The sequence below is a fragment of the Methylobacterium sp. 4-46 genome (assembly GCF_000019365.1).
GTDB lineage: Bacteria > Pseudomonadota > Alphaproteobacteria > Rhizobiales > Beijerinckiaceae > Methylobacterium.
The window spans coordinates 6,345,888-6,363,929 of record NC_010511.1; the positions used below are offsets into that span (position 1 = coordinate 6,345,888).

Annotated in this window: 3 protein-coding genes; all 3 read right to left on the reverse strand. The window is 73.8% G+C overall.

From position 1 onward, the window contains the following. Window positions 1-22: 22 nt before the first annotated feature. The 3 genes from M446_RS27930 to M446_RS27940 all read right to left on the reverse strand — a co-directional run bounded on the left by M446_RS27930 (window position 23) and on the right by M446_RS27940 (window position 18,006). Window positions 23-14,590 (reverse strand): beta strand repeat-containing protein, encoded by a 14,568-nt coding sequence (locus M446_RS27930; protein WP_012335451.1) that lies wholly within the window; start codon window positions 14,588-14,590, stop codon window positions 23-25. A 16-nt stretch (window positions 14,591-14,606) separates the two neighbouring features. After that, window positions 14,607-16,451, reverse strand: coding sequence for a ShlB/FhaC/HecB family hemolysin secretion/activation protein (locus M446_RS27935; protein ID WP_265576450.1), 1,845 nt, complete (start codon window positions 16,449-16,451; stop codon window positions 14,607-14,609). 826 nt (window positions 16,452-17,277) lie between these two features. Further along, window positions 17,278-18,006: a HisA/HisF-related TIM barrel protein gene (locus M446_RS27940; RefSeq protein ID WP_012335453.1), complete on the reverse strand. Its 729-nt coding sequence runs from the start codon at window positions 18,004-18,006 to the stop codon at window positions 17,278-17,280. Window positions 18,007-18,042 lie beyond the last annotated feature (36 nt).

Genomic DNA, 18,042 nt, shown 5'->3' on the forward strand with positions numbered 1-18,042 from the left:
CGGGCCTAACTCCGCCGGATCCTCATCGGCCGGCGGAGGGGGAGCCGGTCTGGGGGGCCGCCGGGGTGATGTAGCAGGCGGCCTGGCTCAGGCAGGCGACGGGCGTGTCGAAGCGCGGATCGCTGAGCGGGCTTCCCTGGGAGCTGGTCAGGCCCGCCCCCTGGAAGACCGGCGGAGTGTAGGGCGTCAGGCTCTGATTGAGGGTCAGAACCTGGGTCACGGTGCTGGCGGTGACGGGCGAACCGACCGGCGGCGCGGACCCGGCCGCCGCGACCGCTTCCGTCACGGTCAGGGTGCCATTCAGGAAGGTGAGCGCGTAGTCGGGTGATGCGGCCAGCGTACCTTGGGTGATCGGATAGGAGCCGGGTGCGCTGTCCGGCGTCGCCGGGGTGGCGAGCTGGCCCGCCAGGCCATCGCCGCCCACCAGCCCGAGTCCCGACACCGCGTAGGTGAGGACGGGGTTGGGCTGGCCGGAGGCTCGGCTCTGGGCATCGGCGGCGACGGTCAGCGGCCGCGGCGCGACCGTGAGGATGCCCTCGACGAAGGTGATGCCATAGTTGCCGGAGGTGAGGCCGGCGGCCGTGATCGCGTAGCTGCCGGCATTCCGGGCGCCCTGGGCAGACCCGCCATAGGTCAGGCTGCCGCCGAGCACCGAGGCGTCCTCACCACCGACCAGGCCCGCGTACGACACGCCGTTCCCGCCCGAATAGGCCCGCCCGTCATAGGTCTTGGCGTCATTGCCGGCCGTCACCGTCAGCGGAGCCTTGGTCACCGTGAGGGTGCCGGGTGCGTAGGTGATGGCGTAGTTGCCGGAGGTCAGGCCGGCCGGCGTGATCGCGTAGCTGCCGGCGTTCCGCGCCCCCTGAGCCGACCCGCCATAGGTCAGGCTGCCGCCGAGCACGGAGGCATCCTCGCCACCGACCAGGCCCGCGTACGACACGCCGTTCCCGCCCGAGAAGGCCTGCCCGTCGTAGGTCTTGCTCAGGCCGTTGGCCGTCACCGTCAGCGGGGTCTTGGTCACCGTGAGGGTGCCGGGTGCGTAGGTGATGGCGTAGTTGCCGGAGGTCAGGCCGGCGGGCGTGATCGCGTAGCTGCCGGCGTTCCGCGCCCCCTGGGCAGACCCGCCATAGGTCAGGCTGCCGCCGAGCACCGAGGCCTCCTCACCACCGACCAGGCCCGCGTATGACACGCCGTTCCCGCCCGAGAAGGCCTGCCCGTCGTAGGTCTTGCTCAGGCCGTTGGCCGTCACCGTCAGCGGGGCCTTGGTCACGGTCAGGGTGCCGGGTGCGTAGGTGATGGCGTAGTTGCCGGAGGTCAGGCCGGCCGGCGTGATCGCGTAAGTGCCGGCATTCCGCGCCCCCTGGGCAGACCCGCCATAGGTCAGGCTGCCGCCGAGCACCGAGGCGTCCTCACCACCGATCAGGCCCGCGTACGATACGCCGTTCCCGCCCGAGTAGGCCCGCCCGTCGTAGGTCTTGGCGGCGTTGCCGGCCGTGACGAGGAGGGCAGCCTTGGTCACGGTCAGGGTGCCATCCGCGTAGCTGATGGCGTAGTTGCCGGAGGTGAGGCCGGCCGGCGTGATCGCGTAAGTGCCGGCATTCCGCGCCCCCTGAGCCGACCCGCCATAGGTCAGGCTGCCGCCGAGCAAGGAGGCATCCTCACCACCGACCAGGCCCGCGTACGACACGCCGTTCCCGCCCGAGTAGGCCCGCCCGTCATAGGTCTTGGCGGCATTGCCGGCCGTCACCGTCAGCGGAGCCTTGGTCACCGTGAGGGTGCCGGGTGCGTAGGTGATGGCGTAGTTGCCGGAGGTCAGGCCGGCCGGCGTGATCGCGTAGCTGCCGGCGTTCCGCGCCCCCTGGGCAGACCCGCCATAGGTCAGGCTGCCGCCGAGCACGGAGGCATCCTCGCCACCGACCAGGCCCGCGTACGACACGCCGTTCCCGCCCGAATAGACCCGCCCGTCGTAGGTCTTGGCGGCGTTGCCGGCCGTGACCGTCAACGGAGCGGGCAGGATCCTGCCGATCGCGGCCGACAGCGAGGTCTGCGCCAGGACGTAATTGCCCGCCGCCGAGCCCGCGAGCGCGATGCCGGACACGCTCACGGTCTTGCCCGTGCCGGCGTCCTTGGTGTCGTAAACACCGTTCGCCGGCCACACCAAGTTGACCTCGTCGGCCCCGACCACACCCCCCAGGGCATAATTGCCGGCGGCCAGGATCGCGGCGGTCGAGCCATCATAGGTCTTGCTCACGCTGCCCCGGAGGGAGGCCGTCAGCGTGGCCGGGTCGATCGTGCCGATCCCGCCGGACAGGGAGGTCCGCTCCAGGACGTAATTGCCCGCATCGGCGCCCGCGAGCGAGAGGCCGCTCGCGCGCACCAGCTTGTTCGTCCCGGCATTCCCGGTGTCGTAGGTGCCACCCGCGCCCGAGACCGTGACGGCATCGCCTGCGACGACGCCCGCGAGCGCGAAGTTCCCGGCGCCCAGCATCGCGAGCGCGCTGCCGTCGTAGGTCTTGCGCACCGCGCCGGTGAGCGCGACCGCCAGCGTCGCCCTGTCGATGGTGCCGAGGGCCGCCGAGATCTCGGTCGCGGAGCCCAGCGTGTAGTTGCCCGCATCCGCGCCCGACAGGGTCAGGCCCGACGCCGTCACCAGCTTGCCCGTCCCGGCCTTGGCATCCGCGTAGACCGCGCTGCCCGCGACCGAGACCGCGTCGCCGGGGACGAGGCCCGTGAGCGCGTAGTTCGCGGCGCTCAGCGTCGCGGCCGTGCTGCCGTCGTAGGTCTTGCGGGCCGCGCCGGTCAGCGAGACCGCCAGCGTCGCCCTGTCGATGGTGCCGATCGCCGCCGAGACCGTGGGCGCGGCGAGCGTGTAGTTGTCCGCGTCCGCCCCCGACAGGGTCAGGCCCGACACCGTCACGGACTTGCCCGTCCCGGCCTTCGCGTCCGCGTAGACCGCGCGGCCCGACGCCTGCACGACGTCCTGGCCCACCACGCCGCCGAGGCTCAGCTGGCCCGGCGCCACCGTCGCCGCGACCGTCCCGTCATAGACCTTGCGCACCGCGCCGCCGAGCGAGACCGCCAGCGTCGCCCTGTCGATGGTGCCGATCGCCGCCGAGGCCGTGGGCGCGGCGAGCGTGTAGTTGTCCGCGTCCGCCCCCGACAGGGTCAGGCCCGACACCGTCACGGACTTGCCCGTCCCGGCCTTGGCATCCGCGTAGGAGGCGCTCGCCCCCGCGACCTGGACATCGTCCTGGCCGAAGCGGCTGCTGCCGAGGTCGAAGCCGAGCCCCGTCAGGCCGGCGCTCGTGCGGCCGTCGTAGGTCTTGCGCGCCACGCCGGTCAGCGACACCGCCAGCGTCGCCTTGTCGATCGTGCCGACCGTACCCTGGACCTGGCTCGTGCTGCCCAGCGTGTAGTTGGCGGCATCCGCCCCCGACAGGGTCAGGCCCGAGACCGTCACGGACTTGCCCGTCCCGGCCTTGGCGTCCGCGTAGACCGCGCTCGCCCCCGCGACCTGGACGTCGTCCTGGCCGAGGCGGCTGCTGCCGAGGTCGAAGCCGAGCCCCGTCAGGCCGGCGCTCGCGCGGCCGTCGTAGGTCTTGCGCGCCACGCCGGTCAGCGACACCGTCAGCGTCGCCTTGTCGATGGTACCGATCGCCGCCGAAGCCGTGGGCGCGGCGAGCGTGTAGTTGTCCGCGTCCGCCCCCGACAGGGTCAGGCCCGACACCGTCACGGACTTGCCCGCGCCCGCCTTGGCATCCGCGTAGGAGGCGCTCGCCCCCGCGACCTGGACGTCGTCCTGGCCGATGCGGCCGCTGACGATGTTGAGGCCGAGCCCCGTCAGGCCGGCGCTCGTGCGGCCGTCGTAGGTCTTGCTGGCCGAGCCGGTCAGCGAGACCGCCAGCGTCGCCCTGTCGATCGTCCCGATCGCCGCCGAGGCCGTGGGCGCGGCGAGCGTGTAGTTGTCCGCGTCCACCCCCGACAGGGTCAGGCCCGACACCGTCACGGACTTGCCCGTCCCGGCTTTGGCGTCCGCGTAGACCGCGCTCGCCCCCGCGACCTGGACATCGTCCTGGCCGATGCGGCTGCTGCCGAGGTCGAAGCCGAGCCCCGTCAGGCCGGCGCTCGCGCTGCCATCGTAGGTCTTGCGCGCCACGCCGGTCAGAGAGACCGCCAGCGTCGCTTTGTCGATCGAGCCGATCGCCGCCGAGACCTGGTTCGTGGTGCCCAGCGTGTAATTGCCCGCCGCGGCCCCCGACAGGGTCAGGCCCGAGACCGTCACGGACTTGCCCGCGCCCGCCTTGGCATCCGCGTAGGAGGCGCTCGCCCCCGCGACCTGGACGTCGTCCTGGCCGATGCGGCCGCTGACGATGTTGAGGCCGAGCCCCGTCAGGCTGGCGCTCGCGCTCCCGTCATAGGTCTTGGTGACGCTGCCGGTCAGGGACACCGTCAGCGTCTTGGGGTCCACCGTGACCGAGCCGGGCGAAACGAACCGGGTGGTCCGCCCGCCCCAGGAGGTGCCGCTGCCCCCGGACAGACCGATCGCGTAGGTTCCCGCATTGCTCTGTGCGGTCACGCTCGAGGTCACGCTCGGGAGCGCGGACACGACGTTGCCGAAGACGCTCCCCGAGCCGTACACGGTCGGCGCGAGGGTCGGCGGCGTGTCGCCGTAGGTCATGCTGGCCGAGGCATCGAGCGCCACCACGCCCGAGGTGGCGTAGAGTTCGGCGGTGTGCGTCTTGCCGTCGCTCGACTGGGCCGCGGAGGCGTTCGGCCGCGCCCAGACGGTCGTGAAATCCCATCCGACCGCCGTGGCGGTGGCGGTGAACCCGCCGGCGGTGCCGGGGGTGTCGAGCATCTGCGCGGTGGTCAGGCCGGTGCCCATGCCCCCGGCGCTGGTCGCCTGGCCGGTGGCCTCCGTGTCCCAGTAGGAGGCGGTGACGGTGGCGCCGGATCGCAGGCTGCCGACCAGGCCGCCGACAGTGCTGGTGCCCGTCACGCTGCCGGTCGCGTAGGTCTGCCGGATGGCGCCGGCGTTGGTGCCGACCAGACCGCCGACGGGAGCGTCGGGAGTCGTGCCGCCCGTGACGCTCCCGGTCGCGTAGGCCTGCTGGATGGTGCCGGAGTTGATGCCGACCAGACCGCCGGCCGCGCTCCTGGCGGACACCCGACCGGTGGCGTAGGCCTGGATGATGATCCCGGCATTGCTGCCGACCAAGCCGCCGATCAAGTCGCTGCCGGACACGGCGCCGGTGGCGTAGACGGCGCGCAGCGCCCCCGACCCAGCGTTGGAACCGACCAGACCGCCCGCTCGGCCGTAGGTCGATGCGCGCGCAGTGATGTCGGCGAAGACCTTGGTGACGAAGCCCTTGTTGGTTCCGGCCAAGCCCCCGGCATCGCCGGCCGCGCTGACACCGCCGCCGGCCAGCCCGACGCTGCGGACCTCGCCCGTGGGACCGATGATCCCGAACAGGCCCGCCGAGCTGGTCGAGGGCGCGTTGATCGTCAGGCCGGCGATGCGGTGGTCGCGGCCGTCGAAGCGCCCGGTGAACGGGCCCATGCCATTGCCGAGCGGCACGAAGCCGCCGCTGCCCCAGATGTCGGAGGCGGTCGCGCCCGCCGTGGCGCCCGCGTCGAGATCGCCGGCCAGGGCGTAGGACCCGGCGAGATTCACGTTGACGAGCTGGAGCTGGTGCAGGTTGGTGACGGTCGCGATGCCGTCCGCCCCCGGCTGCGCCGCCTCCCAGCGCCCGATCGGCCGCAGGTCGCCGGCCTGGTACCAGTCGCGCGTGAAGTTCCAGCCGGCGTAGCTGCCCTGGTCGCGCGCCTGCGCGGTGGTCAGACCCCTCGCGCCGCTTCCTCCGGCGCTGATCGCCTGACCGGTGGTCTCCGTGTCCCAGAACGACGCGAGGACGGTGCCACCGCTGGACCCGACGAGGCCGCCGGAAAGGTTGTTGGCCGTCACGCGGCCGGTGGCATAGACTTGGGTGAGGGTCCTCCTGTTGCTTCCAGCGAAGCCGCCGACAGTGGTGTTGCCCGTCACGCTGCCGGCGGCGTAGGCCTGGGTGACGAGACCATTCCAGTTATTCCCGACGAAGCCGCCGACAGCGCTGCTGCCCGTCACGCTGCCGGCGGCGTAGGCCTGAGCGATGGTGCCGGAATTGCTCCCGACGAAGCCGCCGACGGTGCGGCCGCCCGTTACGCTGGCGGTGACGTAGGCCTGGGTGATGCGGCCGGAATTGGCCCCGACGAGGCCGCCGACAGTGTCGCCGCCCGTTACGCTGCCGCCGACGAGGCCGACATTGGAGACCGTCGCGCCGCTCTGCACAACACTGAACAGACCGACAGCCTCCATGGTCGGCCGGTTGATCGTGAGCCCGGCGATCACATGGCCGCGGCCGTCGAAGGTGCCGGCGAACCCGGTCGAGCCGCCCCAGATCGGCACGAAGCCGCCCCCGCCCCAGAGGTCGGCGGCGTTGGTGCCCGCGGTGGCGCGCGCGTCGAGGTCGGCGGCGAGCCGGTAGCGGCCGGCGGGATTCGTCGCCACCAGCTGCAGCTGGTGCAGGGTGGCGATCGGGATCGCCCCGTCCGCCCCCGGCTGCGCCGCCTCCCAGAGCCCGATCGGCCGCAGGTCCGCGGTCTGGTACCAATCCGTCGTGAAGTTCCAGCCCGCGTAGCTGCCCTGGTCGCGCGCCTGCGCGGTGGTCAGACCCGTCGCGCCGCTTCCTCCGATGCTGGTCGCCTGACCGGTGGTCTCCGTGTCCCAGAACGACGCGGTGATGGGGGCGCCACTGCCAGCCCCGACGAGGCCGCCGACCGCGCTGTCGCCCGTCACTCGGCCGCTGGCGTAGGCCTGAGTGATGCTACCGCCAGCGTACCCGACGAGGCCGCCGACATTCTTGCTGCCCGTCACGCTACCGGTGGCATAGGCCTGGGTGATGCCGCCGCCGGAGGTGTACCCGACGAGGCCGCCGACATAGCTGGCGCCCGTCACGCTGCCGGTCGCGAAAACCTGGGTGATGCTGCCGGAAGTGGTCCCGACGAGGCCGCCGACGAAAGTGTCGCCCGTCACGCTGCCACTGGCGTAGACCTGGGTGATGGTACCGGCCACATTTTTCCCGGCAAGGCCGCCGACATTGCTCCTGCCCGTCACGCTGCCGCCGTCGAGGCCGATCCCGCGCACGAGGCTGCCTGGGCCGGTCACGCCGAACAGGCTGACGTTGTCGAGGGTGGGCCGGTTGATCGTCAGCCCCCGGATCACGCCGCCGCGGCCGTCGAACAGGCCCGAGAACCGCGCCGACGGGGTCCCGATCGGCACGAAGCCGCCCGGACCCCAGATGTCGGCGGCGACCGCGCCCGCCGTGGCACTCGCGTCGAGATCGGCGGCCAGCGCGTAGGACCCGGCGAGGTTCGCGGCGACGAGCTGCAGCTGGTGCAGGTTGGTGATGAGGGCGGGGCCGTCCGCCCCCGGCTGCGCCGCCTCCCAGCGCCCGATCGGACGCAGGTCCGCGGCCTGGTACCAGTCGCTCGTGAAGTTCCAGCCCGCGTAGCCGCCCTGGTCGCGCGCCTGCGCGGTGGTCAGGCCGGTGCCTCCTCCGGCGCTGCTCGCCTGCAGGGTCGTGTTCGTGTCCCAATAGGAGGAGGTCACGCTGCCGGTGCCGGTCCCGACCAGGCCGCCGGCCTTGGACGGGTCCGCGAGCGCGACCACGAGCCCCGACGCGTAGGATTGGGCGATGCTGCCGCCGTTGCTGCCGACGAGCCCGCCGACATCGGCGCCGCCAGTGACCTCCCCGGTCGCGTAGGCCTGGCTGAGGGTGCCGGCGGTCACCGCGCCGACGAGCCCGCCGACCGAGGTGCCCGACCCGTAGACGCTCCCGGTCGCGGAGGCCTGGGCGATGCGGCCGGAACTGCTGCCCACCAGCCCGCCGACGCCGGTGCCGCCCGAGACGCGGCCGGTCGCGGAGGCCTGGAAGATCGTCCCGTCGCTGGACCCGGCGAGGGCGCCGACCTTGTCACGGCCGATGATGCGGCTGCCGGCGAGGCCGATCCGGGCGACGCGGCCGGCCGCGCTCACCGCGCCGAACAGGCCGACGAAGTCCGAGGTCGGCGTGTTGATGGTCAGGCCGGAGATCGCGCGCCCCCGGCCGTCGAAGCGACCGGAGAAGCCCGCGGCGCTGCCGCCGAGCGGCACGAAGCCGCCCGGGCCCCAGATGTCGGCGGCATCCGCGCCCGCCGTGGCGCCCGCGTCGAGATCGGCGGCCAGGGCGTAGGACCCGGCGAGGTTCGCGGCGACGAGCTGCAGCTGGTGCAGGGTGGTGATGAGGGCGGGGCCGTCCGCCCCCGGCTGCGCCGCCTCCCAGCGCCCGATCGGCCGCAGGTCACCGGCCTGGTACCAATCCGTCGTGAAGTTCCAGCCCGCGTAGCTCGCCGCCTGGCGCGCCGACGCGGTGGTCAGACCCGAAGCGCCGCTTCCTCCGGCGCTGGTCGCCTGACCGGTGCTCTCCGTGTCCCAGAAGGATGACGAGACGTTGCCCATGCTGAAGCCCAGCAGACCGCCCACGCCGACTCCGCCTGTCACGCGGCCGCTGGCGTAGGTCTGCTGGATGCTGCCGCCAGCGTTGCCCCCGACGAGGCCGCCGACAAAGCTGTCGCCCGTCACGCTGCCGCTGGCGTAGGCTTGGCTGATCGTCGCGGAATTGTACCCGACGAGGCCGCCAACCTTGCTCGTCCCCGACACGCTGCCCGTCGCGTAGGCTTGGCTGATCCAGCCGCGGCTGAACCCGACCAGGCCGCCGACTTGGCTGCCGGTCTGGCTGCCGGAGACGGACGCCGTGGAGTAGGCTTGGCTGATCGTCCCGGAGTTGGTGCCCACGAGGCTGCCGACTTGCGAGGAGCCCGAGACGCTGCCGCCGACCAGCCCGATCCGCGTGAGACCGCCCCCCGACGCGAGCTTGCCGATCAGGCCGACAGCATCCTGGCTCGGCCGGGCGATGGTCAGCCCGGTGACGACGTGGCCCGCGCCGTCGAGGCTGCCGCTGAACGGCGCGGTCTCATCGCCCACCGGCACGAAGCCGCCGGGGCCGAACACCTCGCTCGCGTCGGCCCCCGCCGCCGCCTTCATCGTCGCGCCGGCATCGATGTCGGCGGTGAGCCGGTAGCGGCCGGCGAGATTCGTCCCCATCAGCTGCAGCTGATGCAGGGTGGAGATCGGGATCACCCCGTCCGCGCCCGGCTGCGCCGCCTCCCAGCGCCCGATCGGCCGCAGGTCACCGGCCTGGTACCAATCCATCGTGAAGTTCCAGCCCGCGTAGCTCGCCGCCTGGCGCGCCGACGCGGGGGTCAGACCCGCCGCGCCGCTTCCTCCGGCGCTGGCCGCCTGACCGGTGGTCTCCGTGTCCCAGAACGACGCGAGGACGGTGCCATTGCTGGACCCGACGAGGCCGCCGACACCGCCCGTGCCCGTCACGCGGCCGCTCGCGTAGGTCTGCCGGATGGCGCCGGAGTTGAAGCCGACCAGGCCGCCGACATTGACGCCGCCCGTCACGCGGCCGGTCGCGGAGGCCTGGGTGATGCTGCCGCTATTGTACCCAACGAGGCCGCCGACATTGCGGGTGCCCGTCACGCTGACGGTCGCGTAGGCCTGGGTGATGCTGCCGGAATTGGTCCCGACGAGGCCGCCGACGGTGAGGCCGCCCGTCACGCTGCCGCCGACGAGGCCGATGCCGCGCACGAGGCTGCCCGCGCCGGTGGCGGTGAACAGGCCGACTACGTTGATGCTGGGCCGGTTGATCGTCAGCCCCCGGATCACGCCGCCGCGGCCGTCGAACAGGCCCGTGAACCGCGCCGACGGGGTCCCGATCGGCACGAAGCCGCCCGGGCCCCAGATGTCGGCGGCACCCGCGCCCGCCGTGGCACTCGCGTCGAGATCGGCGGCCAGGACGTAGGACCCGGCAAGGTTCGCGGCGACGAGCTGCAGCTGGTGCAGGTTGGTGATGAGGGCGGTGCCGTCCGCCCCCGGCTGCGCCGCCTCCCAGCGCCCGATCGGCCGCAGGTCACCGGCCTGGTACCAATCCGTCGTGAAGTTCCAGTCCGCGTAGCTCGCCGCCTGGCGCGCCGACGCGGTGGTCAGACCCGTCGCGCCGCTTCCTCCGGCGCTGGCCGCCTGACCGGTGGTCTCCGTGTCCCAGAACGACGCGAGGACGGTGCCATTGCTGGACCCGACGAGGCCGCCGACACCGTCCGTGCCCGTCACGTGGCCGCTGGCGTAGGTCTGGAGGATGCTGCCGGCGCTGGCCCCGACGAGGCCGCCGACAGTGCTGGTGCCCGTCACGCCGCCGGTCGCGTAGGCCTGGGTGATGCTGCCGCCATTGGTCCCAACGAGGCCGCCGACAGTGCGGGTGCCCGTCACGCCGCCGGTCGCGTAGGCCTGGGTGATGCTGCCGCCATTGGTCCCAACGAGGCCGCCGACAGTGCGGGTGCCCGTCACGCCGCCGGTCGCGGAGGCCTGGGTGATGCTGCCGCTATTGTACCCAACGAGGCCGCCGACAGTGCGGGTGCCCGTCACGCTGACGGTCGCGGAGGCCTGGGTGATGCGGCCGGAATTGGCTCCGACGAGGCCGCCGACCGTGCTCCCGCCCGTCACGCTGCCGCCATCGAGGCCGATGCCGCGCACGAGACTGCCTGCGCCGGTGACGCCGAACAGGCCGACGTTGTCGAGGGTGGGCCGGTTGATCGTGAGCCCGGCGATCGCATGGCCGCCGCCGTCGAAGGTGCCGGCGAACCCGGTCGAGGCGTCCCCGATCGGCACGAAGCCGCCCCCGCCCCAGAGGTCGGCGGCGTTGGTGCCCGCGGTGGCGCGCGCGTCGAGGTCGGCGGCGAGCCGGTAGCGGCCGGCGGGATTCGTCGCCACCAGCTGCAGCTGGTGCAGGGTGGCGATCGGGATCGCCCCGTCCGCGCCCGCCGGCGCCGCCTCCCAGCGCCCGATCGGCCGCAGGTCCGCGGTCTGGTACCAATCCGTCGTGAAGTTCCAGCCCGCGTAGCCGCCCTGGGCGCGCGCCTGCGCGGTGGTCAGGCCGGTGCCTCCTCCGGCGCTGCTCGCCTGCAGGGTCGTGTTCGTGTCCCAATAGGAGGAGGTCACGCTGCCGGTGCCGGTCCCGATCAGGCCGCCGATGTCGCTTGTGCCGCTCAGAGGGCCCGAGGCATAGCTTTCGCTGACCGTCCCGCCGTTATAAGCCACCAAGCCGCCGATCTGGTTCGAGCCCGTCACGCTGCCCGTCGCGTAGGCTTGGCTGATCGGCCCGGAATTGTAACCCACGAGGCCGCCGATCTGGGTCCAGCCCGACACGCTGCCCGTCGCGTAGGCTTGGCTGATCATCCCGGAATTGTAACCCACGAGGCCACCGGCCGCGCTGCGGGAGGCGGAGACGGACGCCGTGGAGTAGGCTTGGCTGATCGTCCCGGCGTTGGAACCCGCGAGGCCGCCGACATTGGAGGAGCCCGACACGCTGCCGCCGACCAGCCCGATCCGCGTGAGACCGCCGCCCGGCGCGAGCTGGCCGATCAGGCCGACGTAACTCTGGCTCGACCGGGCGATGGTCAGCCCGGTGATGACGTGGCCCGCGCCGTCGAGGCTGCCGCTGAACGGCGCGGTGTAATCGCCCACCGGCACGAAGCCGCCGGGGCCGAACACCCCGCTCGCGTCGGCCCCCGCCGCCGCCCTCATCGTCGCGCCGGCATCGATGTCGGCGGTGAGCCGGTAGCGGCCGGCGAGATTCGCCCCCATCAGTTGCAGCTGGTGCAGGGTGGCGATCGGGATCACCCCGTCCGCCCCCGGCTGCGCCGCCTCCCAGCGCCCGATCGGCCGCAGGTCACCGGCCTGGTACCAATCCGTCGTGAAGTTCCAGCCGGTGTAGCTCGACGTTTGGCGCGCCCCCACAGTGGTCAGGCCGGTGCCCATGCCCCCGGCGCTGGTTCCCTGGCCGGTGGTCTGCGTGGTCCAGTAGGAGGCGGTGACGGTGACGCCGGATTGCAGGCTGCCGACCAGGCCGCCGACGGTGTCCGTGCCCATCACGCGGCCGCTGGCGTAGGCCTGGCCGATGCTCCCGGAAGTGACGTTCCCGACGAGGCCGCCGACCGTGCTTGCGCCCGTCACGCTGCCGGTCGCGTAGGCCTGGGTGATGGTGCCGGAAGTGACGTTCCCGACGAGGCCGCCGACCGTGCTTGCGCCCGTCACGCTGCCGGTCGCGTAGGCTTGGCTGATGCTGCCGGCATTGTTGCCGACGAGGCCGCCGAGTGTGTTGGCGCCCGTCACGCTGCCGGTGGCGTAGGCCTGGGTGATGCTGCCCGAATTCGCCCCGACCAGACCGCCGAGAGCGCTGCCGCCCGTCACGCTGACGCTGGCAGAGGCTTGGCTGATGCTGCCGTAATTGGTCCCGACCAGCCCGCCGACATTGCCGATGCCGGTCATGCTGCCGCCGACGAGCCCGACGTTGCGGACCGCCGCGCTCCCATCCACGACACCGAACAGACCGATATTGGACGTGCCCCCGCGGTTGATCAGGAGGCCGGTGATCACGTGACCCTGGCCGTCGAACAGGCCCTTGAACCGACGGGTGTCGCTCCCAAGCGGCGCGAACCCGCTCCCGTTGTTCCAGCCCGCCGTCTCGCTCGCATCGATGTCCCGGCCGAGCGCGTAGCCGCCCGACAGGTTCTTGCTGATGTCCTGCAGGTTCTGCGCCGTATTCACCAGCATCCAGGCGCTCAGAACCGTCCCCGTCCCGACATTCGGCCCGTAATTCGTCGGCGTCGCATAATCGGCCGGGTTGTAGTACAGCGCCACGCCGCCCGACGCCGTCGCCTGCACGCCGGACCCGAAGGTCACCGTGCCGGTGCCGCTGCCGGCCGCATCCGCCCGCAGCACGATCTGCGCGCCCGTCCCCCCGGTGAGGTTCGCGTTGACCGCCACGTGGCGCGCCGCCGCCAGCGTCAGCGTCGTGCCGCCGCTCCACGTCACCGGGTCGGCCACCGTGATGTCGCCCGCCTGGCTCCCGCCCGTCCCGGTCGTCACCGTCACGTTCGCGCTGCCCAGCGCGGTCTGCAGCGTGCCCACGCTCAGCACGCTGTCGTTCGCCGCCGCGGCGAAGCCCGACAGGCCCGAATCGGCGGCGCCCGAGATCGTCAGGTCGTAGGGGTCGAGCAGCAGCGTCCCCGCCGCACCCGCCGGCGCCGTCAGGTCGGTGCGGCCCCGATAGGCCAGCACCCCCTTCGACGACACCTCCGCCGCGCCGCCATCCCCGCCCAGGCGGCCGCCCGTCGCCACGATCGTCCCGGAAAAGTCGGTCCGCCCGTCCGACCACAGCACCACGTCGCCGCCCGCGCCGCGCGCCGTCGCCTCCGCCCGGATCTCGCTGCCCGCATCCACGCTCAGCGTCGTGGCGTGCGCCAGCCCGCCCTGGCCCTGGCGCCCGCCCCCGAGCCGCACCCGCCCGCCCCCGGCCGCCCCCGACACGTCGATCCGCGCCAGGCTCAGCGCCATGGCGGGCGCCGTCGCCACCACGCTCCCGCCCGCACCCGACCGGCCCGCCGCCGCGAGGACGCCGCTCAGCGCCAGGCTCTCGCCCGCCCGGATCCCGACCCGGCCGCCCCGCGCCCCCGAGGCCTCGATCCGGCCCGCCACCGAAACCTCCCGGCCGCGGATCCGCACCCGGCCCCCTTGCGGGCCGCCCGAGGCGTCGAGCCGCGCCGCCGCCCCGACCTCGACCTGCCCGTCCCCGCCCGAGAGCAGGATGGTGCCGCCCCGGGTCGTGAAGCTGCGCGCCTCCACCACGCCGGACAGGTTCACGGCCTGCCGCGCCATCTCCCGCGCCGCCGCCGCCCGCAGGGTCACGGTGCCGCCCTCGGCCGAGATCACCCCCGAATGGGCCACCAGCGCGCCCGCGCCCGCCCGCCGCGTCGGCACCGCCACCTGCAGGAACCCGTCCCCGGCGAGGTCCAAAGTCGCCTCCTCGCCCGAGCCCAGCCCGACCTTGCCGGCCGGCACCGTGATCACGCCGGAATTCGCCACCTCCCCGCCGATCAGCGCCGCGTAGCCGCCGCGGGCGATGGTCAGCGTCCCCGCTTGGGTCACCGGCGCCGAGGCGCCCGAGCCCCGGAACGACCGCCGCCCGGCCAGGAAGTCGCCGTCCGTGATGCCCAGCGAGGAGGCCACGAAGGCCCCCGCCTCGACCCGGCCGGTCGGGGTGATCGCGATGCCGTTCGGGTTGACGAGGTAGACCTGCCCGTTGGCGGTGAGCTGCCCGGCGATGGTCGAGGGCGTCGTCCCCGTCACCCGGTTGAGGATCGCCGCCTGCGCGTCCGGCTGCCGGAACTCGACCCGGCCGCCCTGGCCGATCGAGAAACCCTGCCAGTTCACGATGGCGTTCGGGCTGGCCTGGGTGACGGTGAGGGCGCCGTTCCGCGGCGCGCCGATGCTGACGCTGCCGGCGACGACCTGCCCGCCGCTCGGCAGGGTCTGGGCCGGGGCCGTCCGGGTCAGGGCCGTGGTGGCCAGCAGCGCGGCGAGGAGGCGGGGGGCGAGGGAGCGCACGGGCATCGGCGGGCTCGTTCGATCAGAATTGCAGGGTGACGCTGAAGGTGACGCGGTCCTCGGCGGGCAGCCGGTCGGAGCGCGCGGAGCGGCCGTATTCGAGGCTGGCGCTCAGGTTGGTGAAGCTCGCCTGCGGCGAGGCCGCGAGCCGGAGCCCCAGCCCGTAGGAGGCGCCCCGCACCATCGGCCGCTCCAGGGAGGTCGGGCGCTGCTGGCGCACCAGCCCGAAGGCCCCGAAGCCGTAGGGCGTCGCGACCAGCCCCGCCGCGGCGCTCTCCGCCTCCTGGAAGCCCGTGCCGAGCTGGGCCGGCAGCGAGGGCAGGCGGAACGGCATCGGGACCGAGGCCACGAAGGGGAATTGCACCTCCCCGCGCAGCACGTAGCCCTCGTCGCCCTGGAACAGGCCGGAATCGAACGAGGACAGGCCCGACAGGCTGGCGATGCCGAATTGCTCGGCCCGCGGCAGGGCCTGGTTGAACGAGGTCTGGGCCCGGGCCCTGAGGTCGAGGGCGAGGTGCTCGGCCAGGGGCTGCGCGAGGCCGAGGCTCGCCTCCAGCTTCTGGAAGTCCGGCCGCGCGCCCTGGCGCGAGAGCGGCACCACGCCCGGCCCGGGCAGGGGCGCCGCCCGGGCGCCGAGCCCGTCGAGGCCGAAGGAGCCGGTCAGGCGCGCCGTCAGGACGCCGTCCGTGGGCAGGACCCAGAGCGCGTCGCCGCTCGCCCGGGCGACCCGCAGCCGGTCGAGGCTGAACGGGGCCTCGATCGGCCGGATGACCGTGAGGCGCTCCTCCTGCGCGTCGAAGCTCGCCTCGGCGGCGAGGGTGAGGTCGCGCGCGCGGATCAGCGGGTAGCGCAGCCGCGCGGAGTAGCGCGAGAAGTCCGAGGTGAAGGCCGGGTTGCCGGGGCGCGGCTTGGCGGTGGTGCGCGCATCCGTGGCCTCCAGGTTGAGGGTGAGGCCGTCGCCGCCGAGGGGCAGGATCAGGCCGGCGGCCAGCGACCGGTTGAGCGGCCGCGGCGAGAACAGGCTGGCCTGGCCGGCCGGGATCGCGGCGCCGCCGGCGCGCAGGTAGAGCTGCTCGCCGTGGCCGGTGGGCGAGTTCATCTCCAGGCCGAGGCTCGCCGGGTTCCGCCCGAGCGCGTCCGAGAGGGTGTTGTCGACGCCGACCATCCCGGTGACGGGCTTGTAGCGCGCCTCGACCACCAGGATGCTGGAGCCCGGGGCGGTGCCGGGGGCGAGGGTGGAGCGCAGCACCGTGCCGGGGGTGTCGCCGGCCAGCATCAGCCCGCGCTCGATCTCGGCGAGGCGCAGGCCGCGGCGCCCGGCCAGGGGGGCGAGGAGGGCGGCGACGCGGTCGCGGATCTCGGGCGGGAGGGCGGCGGTGTCGATCCGCTCCAGGGTGCCGTCGATCACGACGAGCCGCAGCGCGCCGCCGTCGCGGAGCGCCTGGGCGGGCAGCACCACCCGCACCAGGGCGTATCCCTCGGCGGCGTAGGCCTGTTCGAGGTCGCGGGCGGCCGCGAAGATCTGCGCCAGGGTGACGGGGCCGGCGGCGAGCCGGTCGGCGAGGGCGCGGGTGGCGCCCTCCAGGGCCGGCAGGGTGCCCTCGGCCGCGACGGCGCCGAGGCGGACCGAGACGCGCTCGGCGCCCGGCGGCGCCTCGGGCCCGGCCCCTTCCGGGATGACGAGGCCCGCCCCGCGGGCCTGGGGGGCGGGGCGGAAGGACGGCGGCGTGATCTGCGAGGCGGTCTGGGCGCGGGCCGGGACGAGGCCCGCCGCCGCGGCCGCGAGCGCCCCGATCGCCATCGCCGGCCACGGCCCGGCCCGACCGGCGACCGCTGCCCGCCCGCGCGCCGTCGAATCCTGCATCATGATGCCCACCCCGAGTAGATTGTCCGGCCGACCAGCGTTTCCGATCGGTGCACCGCCTTGGATTATCTCGCGATCGGCCCGATCAGACCGGAGCAAGCGGGGAAATATTCCTGTCATTATCGTAATTCTTGACCGAATATCCGGACCGAGAGGCACTCGCCTGCGATGCGAGCCGCGTCGAAAGCAGGGTTCTCATAGCTTCTTACTCTACGCAAGATTCCTTAACGTCAAGCGCGGCCGGAGCCCGGCGGGATCGCCGCAAAGGCGCCGGGTGCGGCTTCGCGAACACACCCCGCGCGGTTGCGAGGACCCGGCGGCGCCCGCGGGGCGATCCGCGGCGGCGCCCGGCGGGACCGGCTCGGCCGGGCCGCGCGCGGGCCGGGCGGGATCGTCCGGCTTCGGTCGTGCGGGAGCGGTGCGCCGCGCTCGGGCGTTCTCTCGGCCTCGGGGGGCTTGGTTCCGATCTGCGCGGGATGGGTGCCGGACGGAGTCCCGGTGGGCGGTCCGGCCCGACCTTCGGCTCGGCGAGACCTCCGGCCAAGGCTCTCCCCTGTCCCGCACGACCGGACCGGAGGGGAGGGGGGCCGGGACTCGGCGCAGGCGGCCGCGAAGCGTCCGTGTGCCCGCACCGCTACGGATCAATCGACAATCTTACCGTTCAAGTCTTGTGCCGATCACAATTTCAGAAGATCACCGCACGTCACGCGCGGCATCCCCATCCGTCCCGCCTCGCGGTCGGTTCCTGGAAGCAGATCCGAGCCGGACAGGTCCTCGCCATTCGGTCGAGCGGAGTGGTCGTGCCGGAGACCGAAAGATCTCCGACCCGTCAGGAGAGATGCTCCGGCCGCAGGCGGCCGTCGTGGAGCGCGCTCGCGACCAGGATCCCGGCGGCGCCCGCCGCGCGCAGACCCGCCAGATCCTCCGGGCCGCGCAGACCCCCGGCGGCGTAGAGCCGGGCCGCGGGCGCCCGCGCCCGCACCGCCGCGATCCCGGCGAGGTCCGGCCCCGCCCCGCTCCCGACCCGCCCGAGCGCCATCACGATGATCTCGGACGGCCACAGGGACGGATCCTCGTGCAGGGCGGCCGGGCCGAGCGGCGCGCCGTCCCGACTGTCGAGGGACAGGATCGCCGCGTCGCCGAGGCGGCGCACGAGGTCCGGATCGCCCTGGCTCTCGCTGCCGAGCACCGGCCGGCCGAGCCCCGCCTCCAGGAAGGCGGCGACCGCCGCCTCGCCGGCGAAGCCGGCATCGACCCACAATTCCACCCCGGGCGCGGCCGCCGCGACGGCGCGCAGCGCCGCGCGGTCGGGCGGCGCGCCCTCCATGATCGCGTCGAGATCCGCCACGTAGAGCCGGCGCGCCGGCCAGGCGGCGAGGAGCCCGGCCGCCACCGCGCCCGGATCCGCGCTCGCGCTCAGCGGCGTGCGGATCGGCGCATAGGCGTGGCGCTCGCCGGCCCGCGCCCGCACCACCTGCCCGCGCCGCAGGTCGAGGACCGGGATGATCGCGACCGGCTCCCGGCCCGCGATCGGGCTTGCGCCCGCGCCCCCGCTCATGCCACCCCGGCCCCGGTTCCCACCCGCCGCGAGACC